Origin of the sequence: Mesorhizobium sp. CCNWLY176, assembly GCF_037153935.1 — a bacterium.
GTDB lineage: Bacteria > Pseudomonadota > Alphaproteobacteria > Rhizobiales > Rhizobiaceae > Mesorhizobium_M > Mesorhizobium_M zhangyense.
The window spans coordinates 239013-262348 of the sequence record NZ_JBBBDZ010000004.1 but is presented as its reverse complement, the minus strand read 5'-3'; the positions used below and the strand labels follow the sequence as shown (position 1 = coordinate 262348).

25 protein-coding genes are annotated in these 23336 nt (G+C 62.6%); 21 read left to right on the top strand and 4 right to left on the bottom strand.

From position 1 onward, the window contains the following. The first annotated feature begins 23 nt into the window (after positions 1-23). The 3 genes from WBQ96_RS08910 (at position 24) to WBQ96_RS08900 (ending at position 1303) form a co-directional block, all read left to right on the top strand. Positions 24-536 (top strand): DUF995 domain-containing protein, encoded by a 513-nt coding sequence (locus WBQ96_RS08910; protein ID WP_336549302.1) that lies wholly within the window; start codon positions 24-26, stop codon positions 534-536. A 99-nt stretch (positions 537-635) separates the two neighbouring features. Further along, positions 636-839, top strand: coding sequence for an SANT/Myb-like DNA-binding domain-containing protein (locus WBQ96_RS08905; RefSeq protein ID WP_165121161.1), 204 nt, complete (start codon positions 636-638; stop codon positions 837-839). A gap of 281 nt (positions 840-1120) precedes the next feature. Further along, positions 1121-1303 (top strand): hypothetical protein, encoded by a 183-nt coding sequence (locus WBQ96_RS08900; protein ID WP_336549299.1) that lies wholly within the window; start codon positions 1121-1123, stop codon positions 1301-1303. Between the two features lie 225 nt (positions 1304-1528). Here the strand turns inward: WBQ96_RS08900 and WBQ96_RS08895 are convergent, their stop codons facing one another. After that, a complete protein-coding gene (locus tag WBQ96_RS08895; RefSeq protein ID WP_336549297.1) occupies positions 1529-2863 on the bottom strand; it encodes a dicarboxylate/amino acid:cation symporter in 1335 nt (444 codons plus the stop codon). A gap of 229 nt (positions 2864-3092) precedes the next feature. Here WBQ96_RS08895 and WBQ96_RS08890 point away from each other — a divergent pair, with 229 nt between their 5' ends. The 4 genes from WBQ96_RS08890 (at position 3093) to WBQ96_RS08875 (ending at position 7315) form a co-directional block, all read left to right on the top strand. After that, positions 3093-4961, top strand: coding sequence for a sensor histidine kinase (locus WBQ96_RS08890; protein ID WP_442920809.1), 1869 nt, complete (start codon positions 3093-3095; stop codon positions 4959-4961). Between the two features lie 4 nt (positions 4962-4965). Continuing rightward, on the top strand, positions 4966-6309 hold the full coding sequence (locus WBQ96_RS08885; RefSeq protein ID WP_336549293.1) for a sigma-54-dependent transcriptional regulator: 1344 nt from the start codon (positions 4966-4968) through the stop codon (positions 6307-6309). 101 nt (positions 6310-6410) lie between these two features. Continuing rightward, positions 6411-6800 (top strand): antitoxin Xre/MbcA/ParS toxin-binding domain-containing protein, encoded by a 390-nt coding sequence (locus tag WBQ96_RS08880; RefSeq protein ID WP_336549291.1) that lies wholly within the window; start codon positions 6411-6413, stop codon positions 6798-6800. Further along, on the top strand, positions 6797-7315 hold the full coding sequence (locus WBQ96_RS08875) for an RES family NAD+ phosphorylase (RefSeq protein WP_336549289.1): 519 nt from the start codon (positions 6797-6799) through the stop codon (positions 7313-7315). The genes WBQ96_RS08880 and WBQ96_RS08875 overlap by 4 nt, the downstream gene beginning before the upstream one ends. On the opposite strand, the gene WBQ96_RS08870 is transcribed toward WBQ96_RS08875, so the two are convergent. Continuing rightward, positions 7297-8229 (bottom strand): DMT family transporter, encoded by a 933-nt coding sequence (locus WBQ96_RS08870; RefSeq protein ID WP_336549286.1) that lies wholly within the window; start codon positions 8227-8229, stop codon positions 7297-7299. The two genes, WBQ96_RS08875 and WBQ96_RS08870, sit on opposite strands and share 19 nt — an antisense overlap. Before the next feature lie 132 nt (positions 8230-8361). Between WBQ96_RS08870 and WBQ96_RS08865 the strand changes: the two genes are divergently transcribed. Beyond that, positions 8362-8805 carry an Lrp/AsnC family transcriptional regulator gene (locus WBQ96_RS08865; protein WP_336549284.1) on the top strand — a complete coding sequence of 148 codons (444 nt, stop codon included), beginning with the start codon at positions 8362-8364 and terminating at the stop codon, positions 8803-8805. Between the two features lie 12 nt (positions 8806-8817). Here the strand turns inward: WBQ96_RS08865 and WBQ96_RS08860 are convergent, their stop codons facing one another. Next, complete coding sequence (locus WBQ96_RS08860) at positions 8818-9336, bottom strand: cupin domain-containing protein (protein ID WP_336549282.1); 519 nt, start codon at positions 9334-9336, stop codon at positions 8818-8820. A gap of 37 nt (positions 9337-9373) precedes the next feature. Beyond that, positions 9374-10051, bottom strand: a complete 678-nt coding sequence (locus WBQ96_RS08855) for a peroxiredoxin-like family protein (RefSeq protein WP_336549280.1) — start codon at positions 10049-10051, stop codon at positions 9374-9376. A gap of 390 nt (positions 10052-10441) precedes the next feature. Here WBQ96_RS08855 and msuE point away from each other — a divergent pair, with 390 nt between their 5' ends. From msuE to WBQ96_RS08790, 13 genes are all read left to right on the top strand, one after another. Further along, positions 10442-10999 carry an FMN reductase gene (gene msuE / locus WBQ96_RS08850; protein ID WP_336549279.1) on the top strand — a complete coding sequence of 186 codons (558 nt, stop codon included), beginning with the start codon at positions 10442-10444 and terminating at the stop codon, positions 10997-10999. Positions 11000-11030: 31 nt separating this feature from the next. Further along, on the top strand, positions 11031-12200 hold the full coding sequence (locus WBQ96_RS08845) for an acyl-CoA dehydrogenase family protein (protein WP_336549276.1): 1170 nt from the start codon (positions 11031-11033) through the stop codon (positions 12198-12200). 24 nt (positions 12201-12224) lie between these two features. Then, entirely contained in the window at positions 12225-13346 is a 1122-nt protein-coding gene (locus tag WBQ96_RS08840) for an LLM class flavin-dependent oxidoreductase (RefSeq protein ID WP_336549274.1), read from the top strand. Positions 13347-13403: 57 nt separating this feature from the next. Continuing rightward, entirely contained in the window at positions 13404-14474 is a 1071-nt protein-coding gene (locus tag WBQ96_RS08835) for an ABC transporter substrate-binding protein (RefSeq protein WP_336549272.1), read from the top strand. 12 nt (positions 14475-14486) lie between these two features. Further along, positions 14487-15500, top strand: a complete 1014-nt coding sequence (locus WBQ96_RS08830; protein WP_336549270.1) for an ABC transporter permease — start codon at positions 14487-14489, stop codon at positions 15498-15500. Then, positions 15494-16291, top strand: coding sequence for an ABC transporter ATP-binding protein (locus WBQ96_RS08825; RefSeq protein ID WP_336549268.1), 798 nt, complete (start codon positions 15494-15496; stop codon positions 16289-16291). Before WBQ96_RS08830 ends, WBQ96_RS08825 begins: the two co-directional genes overlap by 7 nt. Before the next feature lie 23 nt (positions 16292-16314). Then, on the top strand, positions 16315-16860 hold the full coding sequence (locus WBQ96_RS08820; protein ID WP_165121178.1) for a YcnI family copper-binding membrane protein: 546 nt from the start codon (positions 16315-16317) through the stop codon (positions 16858-16860). Further along, the gene (locus WBQ96_RS08815; protein WP_336549264.1) at positions 16857-18485 is read left to right on the top strand and encodes a copper resistance CopC/CopD family protein; all 1629 of its coding nucleotides are present in this window, start codon (positions 16857-16859) and stop codon (positions 18483-18485) included. The genes WBQ96_RS08820 and WBQ96_RS08815 overlap by 4 nt, the downstream gene beginning before the upstream one ends. 206 nt (positions 18486-18691) lie before the next feature. After that, positions 18692-19669 carry an ABC transporter substrate-binding protein gene (locus tag WBQ96_RS08810; RefSeq protein WP_336549262.1) on the top strand — a complete coding sequence of 326 codons (978 nt, stop codon included), beginning with the start codon at positions 18692-18694 and terminating at the stop codon, positions 19667-19669. An 18-nt stretch (positions 19670-19687) separates the two neighbouring features. After that, positions 19688-20578, top strand: coding sequence for an ABC transporter permease subunit (locus tag WBQ96_RS08805; RefSeq protein ID WP_336549260.1), 891 nt, complete (start codon positions 19688-19690; stop codon positions 20576-20578). Beyond that, positions 20551-21342, top strand: coding sequence for an ABC transporter ATP-binding protein (locus WBQ96_RS08800; protein WP_336549258.1), 792 nt, complete (start codon positions 20551-20553; stop codon positions 21340-21342). Before WBQ96_RS08805 ends, WBQ96_RS08800 begins: the two co-directional genes overlap by 28 nt. Positions 21343-21360: 18 nt before the next feature. Next, complete coding sequence (locus WBQ96_RS08795; protein ID WP_336549256.1) at positions 21361-22950, top strand: FAD-binding protein; 1590 nt, start codon at positions 21361-21363, stop codon at positions 22948-22950. Then, positions 22947-23333: a 4Fe-4S dicluster domain-containing protein gene (locus WBQ96_RS08790; protein ID WP_336549254.1), complete on the top strand. Its 387-nt coding sequence runs from the start codon at positions 22947-22949 to the stop codon at positions 23331-23333. Before WBQ96_RS08795 ends, WBQ96_RS08790 begins: the two co-directional genes overlap by 4 nt. Positions 23334-23336: the final 3 nt, after the last annotated feature.

The following is a 23336-nucleotide window of genomic DNA, read 5'->3' as shown; positions in this document are numbered from 1 at the left end:
CAACTCAGGCAATGAGAACGATCATGAAAAAGCTTTCAACTATCACGGTGCTGGTGGCGATAGGCATGGGTTTTGCTATGCAGGGCGCAGCAGGGGCTCCGAGCAAGGTTAGCGTGGCGGCTCAATCCGCCGCGCCTCTTTCGACGCAAGAGGTTTATCGCCTCTACGCCAATAGGTCGTGGATGTGGAAGGACGGCTTCGGCTATTTCCCGGCAAAGGAACGCCGTTTTGTCGCCTCGACGGGCGACGGTAGCAAAGGTTCTTATGCTGTCGGCCGATGGTTCATCACCGACCCGGGGAAACTCTGCTTCGACGCCAAATGGCATGCCAAAGACGGCGTGTCCTCGGCTCTGACCTGCTTCAGTCATCGCGAGAAGAACGGGGTTGTTTTCCAGAAGCGGGAGCCTGACGGCGACTGGTACGTCTTCAAGCATGCGCGAACGCAGGCAGGCGACGAGTATCGCAAGCTGCGTCCGGGCAACTATGTCGATGCTCGTTTCAAGCGGATCGAGGCGCGGTTGTCGGGCAGCAAATAGGCCTTCGACAGAAATACTACTCTCCTGCCGTGCCGTATGACGGGATGTGCAGGAGAGCGTTGGGCTACTTGGATTTCGAGTGTTTGGAGTGACGGGGCAATGGGGGTGGTTTGGATGGAAAGAGACCGGTCGAAAGGTCGCTGGACGCGTGAAGAACTGAAGCAACTGAAGCAATTGGCTTCGAAGCGCGTCGATTTGAACGCGATAGCAAAGGAACTGGGAAGAACGCCCAGTGCTATCCGTACCAAGGCGACGCAGCGGGCTATTCCGCTCAAGGGCACAAAAAAGATCCGGCTCGTTTGAGCAGCATCTCTATGCCGCCCGCATGACGACAAGACCTGTCCTGATCGATCAATATTCCGGGACGGCGATGGCCCAGCGCCGTCCGCAGTTCCAGTCCGGGCTATGATGCAGAGCCGCGGAGAAAACAGCTCGATGTCCGGCCAAATCCGCTTGGCGTGCAGATATAAGGTGCTCGGCCGGCATAGACGTCGCTGGACAGCTTGACGGGCAACACTCGCTTGCTCGCCTGCTCCTGAACTGCTGGCCTCTTCTCGATCAGAAGTTCAGGATAGCCGGAAGCATTGGATACCGATGATGTCGTGGCAGTCATGTCCGGCGATGATGTGCACCCAACTGCCATTGCTGCAATAGCAGAGCAGAAAAATGCCATCCTCATCGAGCGGCGATTACGAGTTGCCATAAAATGTTCTTTGAAGTTGAACCAGGAATACTTGGATGCGTATGACAGAGACATGATTGTCTAATTCCCCCATAATTCTCACGATTATTCATACGCGAAACAAATTTCGGGGCATTTAAAGTGATGCGGAGAATACAAGGATTATTGGTAACGGGAAGGTAGGGTTTGTAGAAAAGTCAGGTCGTGAACACCTTTCGATCAATCAAACCTGAAGTGCGGTGCCATTCGCTTGCAGAATACAAAAACGGCCCGTCATGGACGGGCCGTTTTTCATTGGTTATGAGCCGGTTTACTCGGCAGGCATCAATGCAGGTTCGGCAGATCGGCCGCCCTTGGTTGTGCCCAAGGCGATGGCGAGCTTTTCGGTATCCAGCTCGTTTTCCCAGCGGGCGACGACGATGGTTGCCACCGCATTGCCGACGAGATTGGTGAGCGCCCGGCATTCCGACATGAAGCGGTCGATGCCAAGGATCAGCGCCATGCCGGCCACCGGCACGGACGGCACCACCGACAGCGTTGCGGCGAGCGTGATGAAGCCTGCGCCGGTGATGCCGGCGGCACCCTTCGAGCTCAGCATCGCCACCAGCAGCAGCAGGATCTGGTCGGTCCAGGAAAGCGGGATGTCCAGCGCCTGGGCGATGAACAGTGCCGCCATGGTCATGTAGATGTTGGTGCCGTCCAGATTGAAGGAATAGCCGGTCGGAATGACGAGGCCGACGACCGAGCGCTTGCAGCCGGCCTTTTCCATCTTGTCCATCAGAGCGGGCAGGGCGGCCTCGGACGACGATGTGCCGAGCACCAGCAGCAGCTCCTCCTTGATGTAGCGGATCAACGCGATGATCGAGAAGCCGTTGTAGCGGGCCACCGCACCCAGAACCACCAGCACGAAGAGAAGCGCGGTGAGGTAGAAGGTGCCGATCAGCATTGCGAGATTGGCGATCGAGCCGATGCCGTATTTGCCGATGGTGAAGGCCATGGCGCCAAAGGCGCCGATCGGTGCGGCCTTCATCAGGATCGCCACCAGCTTGAACATCGGTGCCATCAGCGCATGCAGGAAGTCGGCAACCGGCTTGCCCTTTTCGCCGACCATGGCGAGCGCCAGGCCGAACAGAACCGAGAAGAACAGCACCTGCAGGATGTCGCCATCCGCAAACGCGCCGACGATCGTCGTCGGAATGATGTTGCTCAGGAAGCCGGTGATGGTCTGCTCATGCGCCTTTTCGGCGTAGGTCATGACCGCCTTGGGATCGAGCGAGGCCGGGTCGATATGCATGCCGGCGCCGGGCTGGACCACATTGGCGACGATGATGCCGATGATCAGCGCGAGCGTCGAGAAGGTAAGGAAATAGAGCATCGCCTTGCCGGCGACACGGCCGACTTTCTTCAGGTCGGTCATGCCGGCGATGCCGGTCGCGACCGTCAGGAAGATGACCGGCGCGATGATCATCTTGACGAGCTTGATGAAAGCGTCGCCGAGCGGTTTCAACTGGGTGCCGAGTTCGGGATAGAAATGGCCGAGCAGGATGCCGGCAATGATGGCCGCGATGACCTGCACATAGAGATGCTTGTAGAAAGGCGTTGCGCCGCGCGGCTCGACAGCCGCGCCCGTTGGGGCTGCAATCATGATGTCCTCCGTTTTGGCTCAGCTCCGGATACGTTCCGGCCTCCCGAGCCCTCTAGCGTCAAGTCCAACGGGTCTGCCGTTGTTGAGGACTGATCAGCAAAGCCTGTGCCAGTTTTGGCGCGATTAGCTTACTCATTGATATTAAAAGATAAAATATTGAGAGGCGATTCTTGGGATGGCCGCCTTGTGCGAGGTGTCGCTCAATTTCGTTTGAGGTTTGTGCGAAATTATGCACAATTCTCAGATGGTAATTTCCGCGAGCGTCCCGTCATCGATTGCCGGCCCGTCTGCGTCCGGTCGCCGGGCCTGGTGGGTCTTCGGCGCGGTGGCTGCAGCCGTGATCGCGGCAACGCTGTGGATTGCCGGCGAAGTGGCTTCCAGCCGTGCCATCGTCGCACTGGAGGCGCAGGGCAGGACGGATGCCAATCTCAACGCAGCGCTGTTGCGCGCCGTGCTGGAAAAACAGCGTGCACTGCCTCTCGTGCTTTCGCAGGACAGCGAGCTTCAGGCTGCCCTTGCCACAAAGGATGCCAGCGCCTTCAACCGTTTGAGCCAGAAGCTCGAAGGGCTGGCGGCAGGGACGCAGTCTGCGGTGATCTATGTCATCGGGCTGGACGGCATCGCCGTTTCGGCAAGCAACTGGCGCGAACCGACGAGTTTTGTCGGCAATGATTACCAGTTCCGCGAATATTTCCAGCGTGCAATGACTGAGGGAAACGCCGAGCATTTTGCCCTCGGCACCGTCAGCAAGCGGCCGGGGCTCTACATCTCCCGCCGCGTCGATGGCGCATCGGGGCAGCTGGGCGTCGTCGTCGTCAAGCTCGAGTTCGATCAGGTCGAGGCGGACTGGAACGCCACCGGGCGGGTGTCCTATGTCGTCGACCGTCGCGGCATCGTCCTCATCACCAGCCTGCCGTCCTGGCGCTTCATGACGCTCAGTGAGATAGCAGCCGACAAGCTTGTTGCCATTCGCGAGAGCCTGCAATTCGGTGACGCGCCGCTTAGACCGCTGCCCTTCGAAGCAGGCGCAGCCGTCGGCGAAGATGCGGCACTCGCTGGCGTCATCCTCCCCGGAAACGTCGGCAGGACGGAATTCCTCGAAGTGAGGACGCCTGTGCCGACGACACCCTGGGAACTCCGGACCCTCATGCCGATCAAGCCGCAGGTACCCGTCGCCGTCCGTGCAGCGCGGACGGCGGCATTGCTTGGCGCTGTCTCGCTTCTGGCCTTTGCCGGCTTCCTTCTGAACAGGCGGCGAAGGGCAGCCGCGCGAATTGCCGAGGCGCAACGTGCGCGCGACGAGCTGGAGCGCCGTGTGACGGAACGCACCCAGGATCTGAGCCTTGCCCGCGACCGGCTCCAGGTGGAAATCAGCGATCACCGCAAGACGGAAGCCACCTTGCAGACGGTTCAGCAGGATCTCGTCCAGGCCAACCGGCTGGCCATCCTCGGGCAGGTGGCGGCGGGCGTTGCGCATGAAATCAACCAGCCGGTGGCGACGATACGTGCCTATGCCGACAATGCCCGCACCTTCCTCGCGCGCGGGCAGCGGCAGTCGGCCGAGGAAAACCTGAACGACATCGCGGCCCTGACCGAGCGCATCGGAACGATTACTGGTGACTTGAAGGCGCTGTCGCGCAAGGGGCGTGGTTCGGCTGAACCGGTCGTGCTCAAACAGGTGATCGAAGGGGCGCTGATGCTGCTGCGCAGCCGCTTTGCCGGGCGCATGGACGCGCTCGACATCGCGCTTCCGCCGGAGAAGCTGCGGGTCATGGGCAATCCGATCCGGCTTGAGCAGGTGCTTATCAACCTCTTCCAGAACGCGTTGGAAGCGGTCGGGCCGGAGGACGGCGGTCGTGTCGAAGTCCGTGCGATCGAAACCGGTGACACCGTGACGCTGACTGTTGCCGACAATGGTCCGGGCATTCCGGAAAAGATCCGCGAAGGCCTGTTCACGCCTTTCAACACGTCCAAGGAGAACGGCTTGGGCCTCGGCCTCGTCATCGCCAAGGACATCGTGAGCGATTATGGCGGCCGCATCGAGGTTGAAAGCGACGCCGGCGGAACGCGCTTCAGCGTTCACCTCAGGAAAGCCTGACGCAATGAGCCAGCCAGTTTCCGTTTTCCTCATCGACGACGACAGGGATCTGCGCCGCGCAACCGCGCAGACGCTGGAACTCGCGGGCTTTGCCGTCTCCGCTTTCGCTGACCCGCGTGAGGCACTTGGCGAACTGACGGCGGCATTCGATGGGGTCGTCGTCAGCGATATCCGCATGCCGCATATCGACGGACTTCAGCTCTTTTCCAAGGTCAAGGAGATGGATGCCGACCTGCCGGTGATCCTGATAACCGGCCATGGCGATATTCCGATGGCTGTGAGCGCCATTCAGGATGGCGTCTACGATTTCATTGCCAAGCCCTTCGCTGCCGACCGGCTGGCGCAGAGCGTGCGCCGTGCGGCCGAGAAACGCCGGCTGGTGATGGAAAACCGAGCGCTCAGGCAAGCTGCCGAAAGCGCCAATGACAGCCTGCCGCTGATCGGCCAGACGCCGGCAATGGAAAACCTGCGCCGTACCTTGCGCCATATCGCCGATACCGATGTCGATGTGCTGGTCGCGGGCGAGACCGGCAGCGGCAAGGAAGTCGTCGCGCAACTCCTGCATCAATGGAGCCGCCGGCGCGCCGGCAATTTCGTCGCGCTGAATTGCGGCGCCTTGCCTGAAACCGTGATCGAAAGCGAATTGTTCGGCCATGAGGCCGGCGCCTTCACCGGTGCGCAGAAGAAGCGCACCGGCCGCATCGAGCATGCCAGCGGCGGCACGCTTTTCCTCGACGAGATCGAGAGCATGCCGGTGGCAACGCAGGTGAAGATGCTGCGGGTGCTCGAAATGCGCGAGATCACGCCGCTCGGCACCAACGAGGTTCGGCCCATCGACCTGCGCGTCGTCGCCGCCGCCAAGATCGATCTCGGCGATCCCGGCCAGCGTGGCGACTTTCGCGAGGACCTCTATTACCGCCTCAACGTGGTCACGCTTTCGATCCCGCCGCTCAGGGAGCGCCGCGAGGATATTCCGCTGCTTTTCTCCCACTTTCTCTTCCGCGCCGCCGAGCGCTTCCGTCGCGACGTGCCGGCTGTCAGGGAAACCGTCCGTCGCCATCTTGCGGGGCATAGCTGGCCGGGCAATGTGCGCGAACTGGCGCATTTTGCCGAGCGGGTCGCCTTGGGACTTGAAGCGAATGGCTCATCGGCGAGGTCCGATGATCCGGCGGCGGCCAATCTTCCCGAAAAGATGGAGCGATATGAAGCCGCGATCATCCGCGAGGCGCTGGCCGAACATCAGGGCGATGTGCGCCTGACGATCGAAGCGCTCGGCATCCCGCGCAAGACCTTTTACGACAAGCTGCAACGGCATGGCATAAGTCGGGCCGATTTCCGTGGAGGTTAGGGTCTCATTTTCGGTGCTGGACGCCGTAACTTGAAACCAAGGAGAGTTTGCCCTATGTTTTGCACAAGAAACATGTCGAACAATATGGCAAAGTGAACCTCATGGGCCAGGTACTTAAAATAGCTCTGCAGAACGAGCCGCTGGTTTTGTCCTATATGGACAGGGCCGGGAAGATCGCCATCGAGCAGGTGGCCGATGGTTTCGGCATGTCCAAAGGCCAGCTTGCCGAAACAGCCGGCTTGGCCCGGGAAACGCTTTACCGGGTGGCGCGCAGCCGGACTGCGAAGACGCAGGGGCGGCTGCGCGAAATGCTCGAGATCATCAGCAGGGTGGCTGATTGGGCAGGCGGCAAGGAACAGGCAATGGCCTGGTATCGTGCGCAGCCGCTGCCGGCTTTTGGCGGGCGCACCGCCGAGGCTCTGGTCAAGGATGGCAAGGCCGGCGCGGTTCGAGACTATCTCGACCATATGGCCGTTGGTGGCTTTGCTTGAGGTTCATCGGAACCTGTTACCGGGCGCATGATCCGCGCTGGGCATTCAAACCGATATCGGGAGACGGAGCAGCGATTAGGGGTGCGCGCTTCAACCCGAAGGGTGTGCCCGCGCTCTACCTTGCCTTGAGCGTCATGACAGCGGTCAAGGAAGCCAACCAGGGTTTTGCCCATCGTATCGACCCCTGCGTGCTGTGCTCCTACGAGATCGATTGCGAAGACATAGCGGACCTGACCATGGAGCAGGGGCGGGAGGAGTTCTCTGTTGCCAAAGGTGACATGGCCTGTGCATGGGCGTCAGCGCAGGCGGACGGCAGCCGCCCGGCCTCCTGGTCGATCCATGACCGGCTTTCAGCCCGGGGCATTGCCGGCCTTCTCGTGCCGAGCTTCGCGCCTGGCGCCGAGGCCGAGGACCGCAACCTCGTCCTCTGGCAATGGGGAGCCGATCTCCCGCATAAGGTCGCAGTATTCGATCCCAGCGGGCGGTTGCCTAAGGATCAGCTGTCCTGGCGTTGAATCCTTGCCTGAGCAGGCAAGGCCGGGTCTTCCGATGACGTCCGCGACCGCCACAACGACCAGCCGAGATTCATGCCGGCGGCTGCAATCAGGATTGCGGCGGCACCGACGATCTGCAGCGGATGCAGCCGGTGGCCGAAAGCTATGACATCGACCAGGATGGCGACCACCGGGTAGATGAAGGACAGCGATCCCTGCAGATATGTCGGCAGCTTCTGGATGGCGCCATACATCAGGATATACATCAGCCCGGTATGAACGACGCCGAGCGTTGCCAGCATGGTCCAGCTCCAGACGTCGGTCGGCAAGGCTGAAAGACTGGCGAAAGGCGCAAGCATGACGATACCGACGCAGACCTGTATCAGCGCGATCAGGTGTGGCGGCGTGCCGGCGAGCTTCTTGGTGATGATTGCCGCAACCGCCCAGAAGAAGGCTGCACCAAGCGCCATGACGATCCCGATAAAATAGTCGGTGCCGGCATAGCCGGCGTCGGGCTTGGTCTGGATGATCAGCAACATGCCGGCAAAAGCGATCCCGAGCCATGCCAGCTTTGTCAGGGTCACGCGCTCGGAAAAGAAGAGCGCGCCGAAGCCAACCAGCATGAAGGGCTGGGTGTTGTAGACCGCTGTCGCAATCGAAATCGATGCGCGGGAAAACGAGCTGAAGAGCAGCAGCCAATTGACGACGATGGCGGCACCGCCGAGCGCGGCGATGCCGACGACGCGAAGCGTGAGTCTGCCCCGCAGCAGTCCAAGGGCCGCGCAGACGATCAGCAGCGTCGCCGCGCCGAAGGCACAGCGCCAGAACACGACGTCCAGCACCGGCTGCCCCGACATGACGACGAACCAGCCGATCGTTCCCAGAATGGCCATTGCCGCGGTCATCTCGACCGTGCCGCGCATCTTTTCGTCCATAGTCGTCTCCTGAAGTTTTCAGGATTTGAGAATCTCATAGCCAGACGACATTCTCTATGATTATGGAAAGGCGATGGACCAATCGTGCCTAATTATGTAAGGTAATAGGCAGGTTTTAGGAGGAAATGTAAAATGCTCGACGATATCGACAGGCGTCTGCTCGAGATCCTGATCAAGGATGCGCGGATTTCGCTGAAGGAACTGGCCGCACAGGTCGGCCTGTCTTCGCCAAGCGTTTCGGAGCGCGTGCGGCGGCTGGAAGAGCGCGGCGTCATTCGCGGCTTCACGGTCGAGATCGACCCGAAGGCTCTCGGCTATCAATTGCAGGCGATCGTGCGCATCCGGCCTCTGCCCGGCAAGCTGCACATCGTCCAGAAGCTGATCGAGGACATGCCGGAATTCGGCGAATGCGACAAGGTGACGGGCGACGACTGCTTCGTGGCACGGCTTTACATCCGCTCCATCGACCGGCTCGACGGCATTCTCGACCGCATTGCCGACAAGGCCGAGACGAGCACGGCCATCGTCAAGTCCAAGCCGATCGAGCGCCGCCCGCCGCCGCTTTCCCCGTCGTGATGCCGGCGCGCCCTATTTGTGGATAGGGTCGATCCACAGCACTTCCTCCGGTGCCTCCACCGGTTCGATGTCGAGGTTCACCACCACCGGGTCCTGGCCGGAGCGAACGAGCACGCATTCCAGCGTCTCGTCGCGGCTGGCATTGATTTCCTGATGCGGGACATAGGGCGGCACGAAGATGAAATCGCCCGGCCCGGCCTCGGCGACATATTCGAGGTTGTTGCCCCAGCGCATCCGCGCCTTGCCTTTCACCACGTAGATGATGCTTTCGAGATCGCCATGATGGTGCGCGCCTGTCTTGGCGTTGGCGTGGATGGTCACCGTGCCGGCCCAGATCTTTTCCGCGCCGGCGCGAGCCTTGCTGATCGCGGTGGCACGGTTCATGCCGGGTGTCTGCGCCGTGTTGGGATCGAGCGAGTTTCCGGGGATGACCTTGACGCCATTGTCGCGCCAGTCGTGCTCGGCGTGATGGTGGTCATGGTCATCGCCGTGATGATGATGGTGGCCGTCATGGTCGTGATCGTGCGTCAAAATTGTCTCGCTTGTCCTGTCTGTGGGTCTTGTGGCCTTAGGCGGCGGCGCGGGCCTCGATTGCTTTCACTGCATCGATAACATCAGTTGGCTCGGTGCGCACCAGCCAGTCCGGACTGACATCGGCGAAGCGCACCGTGCCGCTGCGGTCGATGACGATCGTAGCCGGCATCGGCAGTTCCCATGTGCCGGTTCCCGTCACGTCGCCGATCGGGTTGCCGCTTTCGATCGCAGAGCGACGCGAAGGCTCATCATAGGAATAGAGAATTCCAAACCGTCGCGCCAACGCGTTGTCCGCATCGGTTGCGATCAGGAAATCGAGCTTGTGCCGTTCCTTGATATCACGCAGCCGCTCCGGCACCTGCGGGCTCACGCCGACGAGGGTCGCGCCCAGCCGTTTCAGCTCTGGTGCAAGATAGGAATTGTAGTAAGGCAGTGCGATGTTGCAGGCGGGGCAACCGGCAAAGCGGAAGAAGACCAGGACCACCGGCCCTTTCTTCAGCAGCGCATCGCGCCTGAGCTCCTCACCATCGACCTCGGCCAGGGTGAAGGGCTCGACGGCGTCACCCTCCTTGATGAAGGCCGAACGGTCGGCCGTCTCGATGAGCAGGCGGCGCTGGTCGACATTGATCTTCAGTTTGTCTGCCGGCATCGTCAAAGCCCGCTTGGACTGAAACTCGGCAAGCGTTTCGTTGAGCGAAAGTGCAGTGGGCATTGCGGGCTCCGTTTTCCGGTGAGGGCTGCTGAGGCGGCGAAAGAATGGGACGGCATCGCGTCCCGTTCAGGATAGAGACCGGGATTCTGCCGACGAGAGAAAAAATTGCGCTGATGGTGGCGCATAGCGAAGATTCCTCCAATTCAGGCGGCGACCGGTGGTGTGCTTTCCCCAAGGGTCCTGCGCGGCATTCGTGTCGCGGTTTCCTCAAAGCCGCCGTTCGCTGGACATGATTTTTCTAATGTCACGCCGAGATTCGAAACGCCCGCCGCTCCCAAATCCTAATTCTACAAATATTGTAGACATTACTGCGCGACGACACGGTCGTCTTTGGCTGAATCGCCGCGGAAGCCTGGAAATCCATCGGAAATCAATGCGGAAGGGTATAACATGGCACGCGGCAATCTGGTCGGTTTCGTCGGCAACTTCAGCCGTCCTTCCAAATCCTTCGCCTTGGTGGAAGCGGTGGCGAACCTTGCCGAGGAGCGCTACGGCCTTGCCCCTCGTTTGCATGATCTCATCAGCGTCGGCCCGTCACTCGGCAATGCCCGCAGCTACAAGGATCTCGATGAAACCGGGCGGCAGGTGGTGCAGGATATCATCGCCGCCGACGCCCTCATCGTCGGTACGCCGACCTACAAGGGCAGCTACACCGGCCTGTTCAAGCATCTGATCGACCTGATCGATCCGCTCGCCCTGCAGGGCAAGCCGGTCATCCTGACCGCGACGGGCGGCGGCGACCGCCACGCGCTCATCGTCGAGCATCAGCTTCGCCCACTCTTTGGTTTCTTCATGGCGCATACCTTGCCGAGCGCCATCTATGCGGCCGACCGCGACTTTGCCGACTACCGGCTTGTCTCCGATCCGATCCGCCGCCGCGTCGAGCAGGCGGTTGCAGAGCTCGGGGCTTTCTTCCCAAGCGCTCGACTGGCCGTGGCGGCGGAATGATGGCGGCACGGTCAGCAGGAGGTTTTCGCCCATGACCGTCACACCGCTCCGCACCCGCAGCCTGACGGCTGTTGAAGATTCCGTGACGGTTGCAGCCGAGCTTGGCAGGGTCTTTGCCAGAACAGCAGGCGACCACGATGCGGGCGCCAGCTTTCCGCACGAAAATATCAGGCTCCTGCACGAAGCAGGCCTGACGGCGCTCACCGCGCCGGTGGAATTCGGAGGCGGTGGAGCTGGTCTCCATGAAGCTGCCGAGGTCATCCGGGAAATCGCCCGCGGCGAGCCCTCGACGGCGCTGATCCTGATCATGCAGTACATCAATCTCGCCACCTTGCCGAAGGGGCGCTGGCCGGATCATCTGGTGCGCCAGGTCATCGGCGATGCCGTCAGCAAGGGCGCGCTGATCAATGCTTTCCGCGTCGAGCCGGAACTCGGCACGCCCATCCGTGGCGGGCTGCCAGCCACCGCGGCGCGGCGCACGGCAGATGGCTGGTCGATCAGCGGCCACAAGATCTACTCGACCGGTGCTGCGGGCCTGACCTGGGCGATCATCTGGGCGCGGACCGATGAACTGGAGCCGCGCGTCGGTGCCTTCCTCGTGCCCGCAAATGCGCCGGGACTGCGGATCGAAAAGACGTGGAACCCGCTCGGCATGCGGGCAACGGCAAGCGACGACGCCATCCTCGAGAACGTCCAGGTGCCGCTCGATCATGCTGTCGACATCCGCTTTCCATCTGAATGGGACAGCCGCGGAGAAGGGCAGGCAGCCTGGTTCGGCGTGCTGCCCGGAGCGCTCTATACTGGCGTCGCCGAAGCTGCGCGCGATTGGCTGGTCGGTTTCCTGAAAGCACGCGTACCCACCAATCTCGGCCAGCCATTGGCTACGGTGCCGCGCATCCAGCAGGCAGTCGGCGAGATAGAGGAACTCATCGCCGTCAACCGCCGGCTGATCGCATCGGCAACACGCGACATCGACGAAGGCCGCCCCTTCACCCAGACGGAAGCCGGCCTGATCAAGGTCGTCACCACCGAAAACGCCATCGCTGCATTGGAGAAGGCGCTGAAGCTCACCGGTAATCACGGCATTTCACGCAGCAATCCGCTCGAACGGCACCATCGTGACGTGCTCTGCGGCCGCATTCACAGCCCGCAGGAAGACACAGTGCGCATCGGCGCCGGCAAAGCTGCCCTCGGCATCTGATCAGCAAGCATCAAGGAGCTCCCCATGCCTGTCGAATTCATTGGTTACATCGGAAATCACAATGCCTCGGAGACTATAGCCCGCTCCGGCCCGGTCATCGACCGCAGCCATATCGGGGCAGCGGCCGCGATCCATGAGAATGGCGGTTTCGACCGGGTGCTGCTTGCGTTCCATTCGACATCACCAGAGAGCATTCTTGTCAGCCAGTATGTCGCAAGCCTCACCCGCCGGCTGAAGCTGATGATCGCGCATCGTCCGGGCTTTACCGCGCCGACGCTTGCCGCGCGCCAGCTTGCCACGCTCGACCACCTGACCGATGGCCGCATTGCGGTCCACATCATCACCGGCGGCAACGACCAGGAGCTTGCGCAGGACGGCGACAGGCTGACTAAGGACGAGCGCTACGCACGCACGAACGAATATCTCGACATCGTCCGCAAGGAGTGGACGAGCGAAAAGCCGTTCGACTATGACGGCAAATATTATCAGGTAGCCGGCGCATTTTCCGAAGTCAGGCCGCAGGGACCTGAAGGCGTGCCGATCTATTTCGGCGGCTCTTCGGATGCGGCAATCGCAGTCGCCGGCAGGCACGCCGACATCTATGCCTTCTGGGGCGAAACCCAGGCGCAGGCGGCCGACACCATCAATCGCATCCGTGCGGCCGCCAAGCCTTATGGCCGCTCGCCGCGTTTCAGCCTTTCGCTCCGCCCGATCCTGGCGGAAACGGAAGAAGCGGCGTGGGCCAAGGCCGAGCGCATCCTGGCGCGGGCAAAGGCCCTGCGCGCCGGCGCCGGCGAAAGGCTCATCAACGTCAATGTCCGCGACGGCTCGCAGCGGCCGGCCAATGAAGGCTCGCGGCGCCTGCTGGATGCTGCCGCTCAAGGCACGCGCCTCGACAAGCGGTTGTGGACGGAAATCGCGGCTCTCACCGGCGCAAGCGGCAACTCGACTTCGCTGGTCGGCACGCCCGATCAGGTCGCCGAAGCGCTGCTTGATTACTACGACCTAGGCGTCACCACCTTCCTCATTCGCGGCTTCGATCCGCTCGAAGATGCGTTCCAATATGGGCGCGATCTCATCCCCCGGGTCCGGCAACTCGTCGCCGAGCGGGACAATGCCGTGCCGCGCGTGGAAGCTGCCGAATAACGGCGCCGTCGCCATCCGCCCCACCAATTCCTCGACAACACCGACCGGAGAACGAAGATGAACTGGATCGTCAAGAAATCGCCTTTGACTGAAAGTGCTTCCCTGATTGGCGGACTGGATCGCCGCGCCTTCCTGAAGACCGCCGGCGCGCTCGGGCTTGCTGCCCCGCTCGGCGCATTCTCCGTCGGCAATCTCGCGGCTCAGACGGCTGCCGCACCTGTTGGCGAACTGAAGAAGATCAAATTCGCCACCAACGCCTCGGCGATCTGCCTCGCGCCGGTCTTCGTGGCGATCGAGCAGGGCATCTTCAAGAAGTATGGCCTCGATGTCGAACTGGTCAATTTCGGTGCCTCGACCGAAGCGCTGCTGGAGGCCATTGCCACCGGCAAGGCCGATGGCGGCGTCGGCATGGCGTTGCGCTGGCTGAAGGCGCTTGAACAGGGTTTCGATGTCAAGATCACAGCCGGCACGCATGGCGGCTGCTCGCGCCTCGTGGCGCTGAAATCGGCCGGCATCACCGATCTTAAGCAGCTTAAGGGCAAGACGATCGGCATTTCCGACCTCGCCAGCCCAGGCAAGAATTTCTTCTCGATCCTGCTGCACAAGGAGGGGCTGGACCCGATCGCCGATGTCGAATGGCGTCAGTATCCCGGCGAGCTTCTGCAACTGGCCGCCGAGAAGGGCGAAATCGATGCCATCGCCGACGGCGATCCCAAGGCCTATTTCTGGCTACAGGATCCGAAATACACGCAGATTGCCTCCAACCTCGATCACGGTTTTGAGAACCGCGTCTGCTGCATCGTCGGCCTGCGCGGCAGCCTGATCCGCGACGACCTGCCGACTGCCTCGGCGCTCACCCGCGCGCTTCTGGAGGCGCAGGATCTCACCGTCGCCAAGCCCGAGCTTGCGGCAAAGGCCTTCCTGCCGAATGCACCGAAGGACAAGACCGTCGAGCAACTGGTCGGCGTGCTGCTCGACCAGACCCATGGCCACAACCCGACCGGGGCGGATCTGCGCCAGGAGATCGCGCTCTACGCCCAGGAACTGCGCGACGTCCAAGTGTTCAAGCAGTCCACCGACCCGCAGCAATTCGCCGATCGCGTCTATGCCGACGTGCTGACCGCATAAGGAGCTGCTGCAATGACATCGATCGATCCGGCATTTTCCGAGCGCGCCGAAGCTTCGGTTCAGGAAGCCAATCAAGCAAGGGCCGGCATATGGCTTGTCGGATTGGCGGCGACGGCTAGCTGGATCGGCGTTGCCGCGCTCATCGAGCTGTGGCCCGAGATCATCCCGCAGCCCTATGGCCGCGAACTCGCGATCATTGCGCTCGCGATCGCCTTAGCGGTGGCGGTCGTCGCGGCCACGGGCAAGCTGCTTGGCCCGGTCGCCAGCACAGTGCGCTATTACGGGCCATGGTTGATCGCCGCCGCCGCGCTGATGGCCGCTTGGGAGGTGGTCACCGCGAAGACTGGTTTGCTGCCGGTGCCGTTCTTCTCTTCGCCGCAGAGTATTCTCGAAGTCTTCTTCGACGACTGGGCGCGGCTTGCCGAGAGCGTCTATCATTCGGTGCTGTTGCTGGCGAAGGGCTATTTCTTCGGCGCGCTTGCCGGCTTTCTGACCGGCGTCACCATCGGCTGGTCGCGGGTGGCGAGCTATTGGGTCCATCCGGTGCTCCGGCTGATCGGGCCGCTGCCGGCGACCGCCTGGCTGCCGCTTGCCTTCTTCCTGTTTCCGACCAGCGGCTCGGCCAGCGTCTTCCTGATCGCGCTAGCCACCGCCTTCCCGGTGACGATCCTCACCTGGTCCGGCATCGCCAGCGTCAACCGCGATTACTATGACATCGCCCGCACGCTTGGGGCAAAACCATCCTTCCTGATCCTCAAGGTCGCGATCCCTGCCGCGTTGCCGCATGTCTTCGTCGGCCTGTTCATGGGCCTCGGCACCTCCTTCGCCGTGCTTGTCATCGCCGAGATGCTCGGCGTGAAGGCCGGGCTTGGCTGGTACCTGCAATGGGCGCAGGGCTGGGCCGCTTACGCCAACATGTACGCGGCACTGCTGGTGATGGCGCTGATGTGCTCCGGGCTGATCACCATTCTCTTCCGCGTGCGCGACTGGTCGCTCTCCTGGCAGAAAGGACTTGTCAGATGGTAGCGCTGACGGTGGAAGCGCCGGTTGCTTATGCGGCAGCCGGCCAGCGGATCGACATCGAGAAAGTATCCCATCAGTTCGAGCTGGAGGGCGAACCACTTCCGGTTCTCGACGAAGTCGGCTTCTCGGTTGAACCAGGCTCCTTCGTGGCGCTCCTCGGCCCCTCGGGCTGCGGCAAGTCCACACTGCTCCGGCTGCTTGCCGGGCTCGATCATCCGACCGAAGGCGCGCTCAAGGTCGATGGCACCGTCGTCGGCGATCCCGACCCGTCCCGTATCCTTGTTTTCCAGGACCCGACGCTGTTTCCCTGGCGGACGGTGTGGGACAATGTGGCGCTCGGCCTCGAAGCGCAGGGCATCCTGAAAAGCTCGCGCCACCGTGTCGACAAGGCCATCGAACTGGTCGGCCTTGGCGGCTTCGACAAGGCCTATCCGCACCAGCTTTCCGGTGGCATGGCCCAGCGCGTCGCGCTTGCCCGCGCCCTGGTCAACGAGCCGCGCCTGCTGCTGCTCGACGAACCGCTCGGCAAGCTCGATTCACTCACCCGCCTGACCATGCAGACCGAACTGGTGAAGCTGTGGCAGGAAGCCGGGCTGACTGCGGTTCTGGTCACGCATGATGTCGAGGAAGCGCTGTTCCTCACCCAGCGTGTGCTGATTTTCGGGCCACGTCCGGCCCGCATCGTCGCCGACATAACGGTCGATCTTCCCTATCCCCGCCATCGCGGCGACCCGCGCCTGGCCGAACTGCGCCGCGAAGCGCTTGGCCATCTCGGCCTTGCCGCGACGTGGTGATCCCCCAGATTTCCGGAGCTGACATGACACCGAAACCCAAACTCCTGCTGGGCGCGATGCTTGGCCTATCAACCCTGATGGCCTGGCCGGCAAGTGCCCATGTCACCTTCGAGAACAAGGAGGTGAAGGCAGGCGGTACCGTAAAGTTCGTGCTGCGCATCCCGCATGGCTGCGCCGGCTCGCCGACGACCGCCGTGCGTGTCTCCATACCGGAGGAGCTGACCGAGGTCAGGCCGCAACCCAAGCCCGGCTGGACGCTCGACATCAACAAGGTCGAAGCGCAGGGCGACGGTGCACCTGCGGCCGGACACGCATCGCACGGCGAGGACGAAGAGGCGTTGATCAAGGAGATTTCCTGGAGCGGCGGCAGGCTCGAAGCCGCGCACTATGATGAGTTCGCCTTCCGGGCAAAGGTCTCGGCTGACGTTGAACAAGACAAGCTCTTCGTGCCGATCGTCCAGCAATGCGAGACGGGCGTCGAGCGCTGGATCGAGATTCCGCCGGCTGGCGGTTCTTCGGACGCGCTCAAGTTTCCAGCGCCTTCGGTGAAGGTCTCGCCCGGATCGTGAAGCGGCTTGGCCTGCTGTGGGTTCGGCTGGCGGCAGCGCTTTTCGCTGTCGCCATTTCCTTAGCGGGCGCTGTCGCGCCCGCGCTGGCGCATGCGCAGCTTGTCACAGCTGATCCTGTGGATGGCGCGGTGCTGGCGGAAGCGCCGAAGCACCTGACGCTGACTTTTTCCGAGCCGGTCCGGCCGCTTGTCGCGCGGCTTATCCATCCCGGCGGACGCACCGAGATCCTCGCCGACATCGGCGAGAGGGGCGCCGCCATCGTGCTTGCCTTGCCGGGCGCTCTCGAACAGGGAACGCATATCCTGTCGTGGCGGGTGGCCTCGTCGGACGGGCATCCGATCGGTGGCGGCCTGCTCTTTTCGATCGGCTCGCCAAGCGCGATTGCCCCGGCCGATGCTGCGCAATCCGACCTTCCGGTTCGCATCGCGCTGTGGACAGCGCGGCTTTTGCTGCTGGCCGGACTTGTCTTCGGGGTGGGTGGCGTTGCTGCTTCATCATGGCTGACCGGTAGGGAACCGATGCCGGGTAGGCGCTTTGTCACGCTGGCGCTGCTTGTAGGCCTCTCTGCTGCACCCGGAATGATCGCCTTTCAGGGTCTCGACGCATTGGCTGAGCCTCTGCCGGGCATCCTGAAGTCGGAAATCTGGCAGGCCGGGCTGTGGGCGACGAGCTATGGCATGGCGTCCCTTGTTGCCGCTGCCGCGATCATCCTTGCCTATGGCGCGGTACAATCGGCGCACCGGTCGGCGTTCGGAAGACTTCTCGCCACTGTCGCGCTGTCGCTGCTCGGGGCAGCCGTTGCTGCCAGCGGCCATGCCTCCGCCGCGCCGCCGCGCTGGCTGACTGTGCCGGCAGTCTTTTTCCACGCGGTCGCTGTCGCACTTTGGCTGGGCGCGCTCGTGCTGCTCGGCCTTGTCCTCGCGCGCCGCGATGCTGCGGTTGCGCTAAAGCGGTTTTCCGCCGCTATCCCGGCTGTCATTGCCGTGCTGCTTGTCAGCGGCGGTATTATCGCGGTCGTGCAGGTCAGAACCATCGGCGCGCTGTGGCAGACCGATTACGGTCTGGTCCTGTTGGTGAAACTCGCGCTCGTCGCCGGCATGTTGCTGCTCGCCCTGTTCAACCGCTACACACTTACGGCACCCGCAGCGGCGGGGGATGCGTATGCAGCCCTACGGCTGCGGCGCAGCATCACTGCCGAGATCGTGCTCGGAACCGCGGTTCTTGCCGTCCTCGGCCTGTGGCGCTTCACGCCGCCGCCGCGCTCGATTGCCGAAAATCCGGCACTTTATGAAACGCAGGAAGTCCGCGCGGCGAAAGACGGTGTCACCGCGTTGCTGACGATCCGCCCGCCCATCGTTGGCCCCGTCCGCGTCGAGGTCGGCGATCTCCTGCTCGACGGCAAGCCGTTCGAGCCGATGAGTGTGAATGTCGAACTGGACAAGCCGTCTTATGGCATCGGCCCCTTCGCCCATGAGGCGCGCAGCACCACTTCCGATGCGTTCCATGCCGACGGTTTCGTGCTGCCTCTGGATGGTTTCTGGGTCGTGCGCGTAACCGTTCTGGTCTCGGATTTTCGCTCGGTGACGCTGATGGATGTCTTCGATGTCCGCAAGGCGTCGCGATAGGCCGCGCCACCAATTCCGCGCGTTGAACAACATGCCCGGCATCGAGACGGAAAGAAGAATTCGAACCTCCGATAGGCGCAAAGTTCAGTACGCCATGCCTAGTCTACTAATTTTGTAGAAATTAGCCTGATGACGTTCACTCGCAGATGAAGCGGCCCGAAAGCCCTGTCACGGAATCAACAAGTCAACGTTCAGAGAGCCCCGTCATGACAACCATTTTCCGCCGTCTCTTCAATTTCGCATTGGGTGGTCTTGCGGCAGCATCGCTGCTTGGCGCAGCGACCGCGAGCTTCGCCGCGGAGGATCTGAGCAAGGTCGTGCTGCGTGTCGGCGACCAGACGGGCGCCACGCGTGCCAAGCTGGAAGCGGCCGGGCTTTTGAAGGATGTGCCCTATCAGATCGAATGGTCGGTTTACCCCGCCGCCGTCAACCTGCACGAGGCATTGAAAGCGGATGCCGTCGATATCGGCCAGGCCGCGGATTCTCCTACGGTCAGCGCCATTGCTGGCGGCTCCAGGATCAAGGTCGTGGCGAACTTCTCCAATGGCGGCCTCGGCAGTTCGCTGATCGTGCCGGCAGACAGCCCGATCAAGACCATCCAGGATTTGAAGGGCAAGACCATTTCGCCGACCACGCGCGGCAGCGTCGCACACTACCTCACGCTCGGCGTGCTGAAGAAGGCCGGCCTCACCGCCAATGATGTCAAGCTCGCCTTCCTCACCCCTGCCGATGCCAGTGCCGCTTTCCAATCCGGCAGCATCGATGCCTGGGGAACCTGGGGCGTTTTTCTGGCCCGTTCCATCGGAACGCTCAAGGCCAACGTTCTGATCGAGGGCGTAGGCATCAACACTGGAAACTCGGTCTACAGCGCCACCGACACTGCGCTTGCCGATCCCGGCAAGGTGGCGGCGATCGGTGATTTTATCGCCCGGGTCGATCGTGGCAATGATTGGTCGCGCGAGAACAAGGACGCCTATCTCGATTTCTACGCCGGCTTCGCCAAGCAGGACCGCGAAACGGTGGAACGGCTTTATCCGGCCGAAGCAGCCATCAAACGCCTGCCGATAGACGATGCTTTCGTTGCGTCCCTGCAGAACGTCTTCGAGACCTGGAAGGAAGCCGGCGTGCTCACCGGCTCGCTCAATCTGGGAGACTATGTCTATCGCGATCTGGCGACCAACTGACGACTCGGAGAAACGTCGATGAGTTCGATCGAAACCGTCGCCTCGATCCCGCTGCCATTACGTGGTCGAGGCAAGACAGCATCGGCAGCGCCCCGCTCTGCCGGGCTGGCCCTTCAGAAGATAACGCCGGTCTCGTCTGCCGGCCATGGCGTCCCGCGCTGGGCAAGGCGCCTGTCGGGACCGCTCCTGCTCTTGCTTGCATGGCATCTCGCATCGATCACCGGTGTGCTGCCGGGCGAAGTGCTGGCTGGTCCTTCCACGGTGCTGTCGAGCGCCGCCAAGCTGATCGCCACCGGGGAACTGCAGGAAGCCATGCTGGTCTCGCTCCAGCGCGCTTTGACCGGCCTCGCCATCGGCGGCAGCATCGGTATCACGCTCGCGGTTGTCGCCGGCCTGTTTCGCCTGGGCGAGGACCTTGTCGATGCGCCGATGCAGATGATGCGCACGGTGCCCAATGTCGCGCTGATCCCGCTGCTGATCATCTGGTTCGGCATCGGCGAGGCGCCCAAGATTGCGCTGATCGCGCTCGGCACGGCTTTCCCCCTCTATCTCAACGTCTATGCCGGCATCCGCAATGTCGATTCGACGCTGATCGAGGCCGGCCGGACGCTCGGCCTGTCGCGCGCGGCGATGATCCGCCACGTCGTCTTGCCCGGCGCGCTGCCCAGTGCCCTTGTCGGCCTGCGCTACTCACTCGGCATTGCCTGGCTGGCGCTGGTGTTCGGCGAGCAGATCAACGCTACTGCGGGCATCGGCTATCTCATGGCCAATGCGCGCGAGTTCTTCCAGACCGATGTGATTGTCGTCTGCCTCGTCGTCTACGCATTTCTCGGCCTCGCCGTGGATTTCACGGTACGCACCCTCGAAAGGATTTTCCTGGCATGGCGACCAGCGTTCAGCGGAGCTTGAAGATCGTCGTCCCGGAAGCGCCGCCGCGCCTTTCCGGACGATCCGGGGTAACTGCGCCTGCGGTGCGCGTGCGTGGCCTGTCGCGGCGCTTCGGTGATCGGGAGGTGCTGAAGGATCTCGACGTTGATATCGCGCCGGGGGAATTTGTTGCACTTCTTGGCGCGAGCGGCTGCGGCAAGAGCACGCTTTTGCGCATTCTGGCCGATCTCGATCGCGAGATCGAAGGCGATGTCGAGGTGCCGGTGCGTCGTGCCGTCGCTTTCCAGGCACCGCGCCTGATGCCGTGGAAGACGGTCTGGCGCAATGTCGTGCTCGGCCTGCCCGGACGACCGAACCGCGCGAGGGCGCTTGCCGCCTTGGAAGAAGTCGGCATCAGCCACCGCGCCGACCAATGGCCGAAGGTGCTGTCCGGCGGCGAGGCGCAGCGCACGTCGCTGGCGCGGGCACTGGTGCGGGAGCCAGACCTGCTGCTGCTTGACGAGCCGTTCGCCGCACTCGACGCGCTGACACGCATCAAGGCGCAGGATCTCGTCGGCGAGCTGTGGCAGCGGCATGGCTGCGCCATACTGCTCGTCACCCACGATGTAGAAGAGGCGGTGCTTCTCGCCGATCGCGTGCTGGTGATGAAGGACGGCATCATTGCGCATGAGGAGCCGATCGACCTGCCGCGTCAGCGCGATGTGGCCGATCCCGATTTCGCCAGGATCCGCGGCACGCTGCTCGACTGGCTCGGTGTCCGTCACGGCAAACAGCACGATGCGTGATCGAGGATAGTTGTCGCAATGGCCCGAACCTCTGAAGAAACGCTGGAACTCAACGCCGATGTCCTCGTCATCGGCGGCGGCCTTGCCGGAACCTGGGCGGCCGCAGCCGCACGGCGCGCCGGGGCGACGGTAATCCTCGCCGACAAAGGCTATTGCGGCACCAGCGGCGTCACCGCCACCGCGGGACCGGGCCATTGGTGGATACCGCCCGACCCGCCGGAACTGCGCGAGAACGCGATCGCCAACCGGCGCAAGACCGGCTTTGGCCTGAACGATGCGGGCTGGATGGCACGCACGCTGGCGCTGACCTGGGAAAGCCTGCCAACGCTCGCCGGCTTCTACGACTTCTCGAAGGATGAAAGCGGTGCGCCACAGTATCGTGCGCTGCGTGGGCCGGAATATATGCGCGCCCTGCGCCGGCTCGTCGAAAGCCTCGGCATTACCATCCTCGACCACAGCCCCGCGCTGGAATTGCTGCAGCGTCCGGACGGCTCCGTTTCCGGCGCTCGCGGAATCCGGCGGCAGAAGAGTGGGGACTGGCAGGTGAATGCCGGCGCGGTCGTTCTGGCCACCGGCGGCACGTCGTTCCTGTCGCGTCTGCTCGGCTCCCATACCAACACCGGCGACGGCTATCTGATGGCGGCTGAGGCTGGCGCCGAACTCTCCGGCATGGAGTTCACGACCTATCATACCGTCGCGCCGGTGCGCTCGACGATGACGCGTACCATGTCCTACGCCTTCGCCACCTATTACGACGAGGATGGCGCTGTGATCCCGATGCCGCCCGGTCCCGACACGATGCGGCCATTGGCGCGCGCATTGCTGGAAGGAAAAGTGTTCTGCGATCTCTCCCGCACGCCCGAGGACATTCGCGCCCAGGTGCCGACGATCTCGCCGAATTTCATGCTGCCGTTCCGGCGTTGGGGCGTCGATCCCTATAGCGAGCGCTTCGAGGTGACCTTGCACGGCGAGGGAACCATCCGCGGCATCGGCGGCCTTAGGGTCGTAGGCGATGACTGCGCAACCTCTGTTCCGGGTCTTTTTGCGGCAGGCGACACGGCAACGCGTGAACTCGTCGCCGGCGCGATTTCCGGTGGCGGCAACATCAATTCCGCCTGGGCCGTTTCATCCGGCCAATGGGCGGGCAGAGGCGCGGCGCGTTTTGCTGCCGAAAATGGCGCTGCGTCCGGTGGTCGGCCGATCGGTCAGGCGGGCCTTCGTCCCGCCTCGGTTGAAAGGGACATCGACCTGAGCCAGGCGCTGTTGGCGATCCAAGGCGAAATGCTGTCTTACGACAAGAACATCTTTCGTCACGGCAGCAAATTGAAACGGTCGGCCGAACTGCTCGAAGATGTCTGGGCGGATGTCGATGCCCACGCACGCGGAAGCGGCGATACGCGGCTCAGGACGCGCGAGACCGCGGCGATGCTGGCGACGGCCCGCTGGTGCATCGCTTCCGCGCTGGCACGTGACGAAAGCCGCGGCATGCACCAGCGCGAGGACAGGCCGGAGACCGATCCGCGTTTCAACCGCCGCATTCTTGTCGGCGGGCTGGACAAGGTATGGACCCAAAGCGACTACGGTCGCGCCCTGGAACTCGCATCATGATCGAACTGGTCATTGCCGAGCGCTGCACGGGCTGCAATGCATGCGTCGAGATCTGCCCGACCAATGTGCTGGCGCCGAGCTTGAACGGCCCGCCGGAGATAGCGCACCAGCAGGATTGCCAGACCTGCTTCATGTGCGAACTCTATTGCCGGGAGGACGCGATCTATGTCGCGCCCGACTGCGAAAACCCCACCGATGTCGACAAGGACGAAATCGTTGCATCCGGCTTGCTTGGGGAGTTCCGCCGCAATCATGGATGGGACGAATGGGCCGCCGATTCCCGCTTTGGCAATGAGCATTGGCGGATGGAAAGCGTCTTCCTGCGCGCAAGGGACATGGCCATTGCGGAAGCAGCGGCGAAACGGAAAAGCGAACAGCGATAGCCT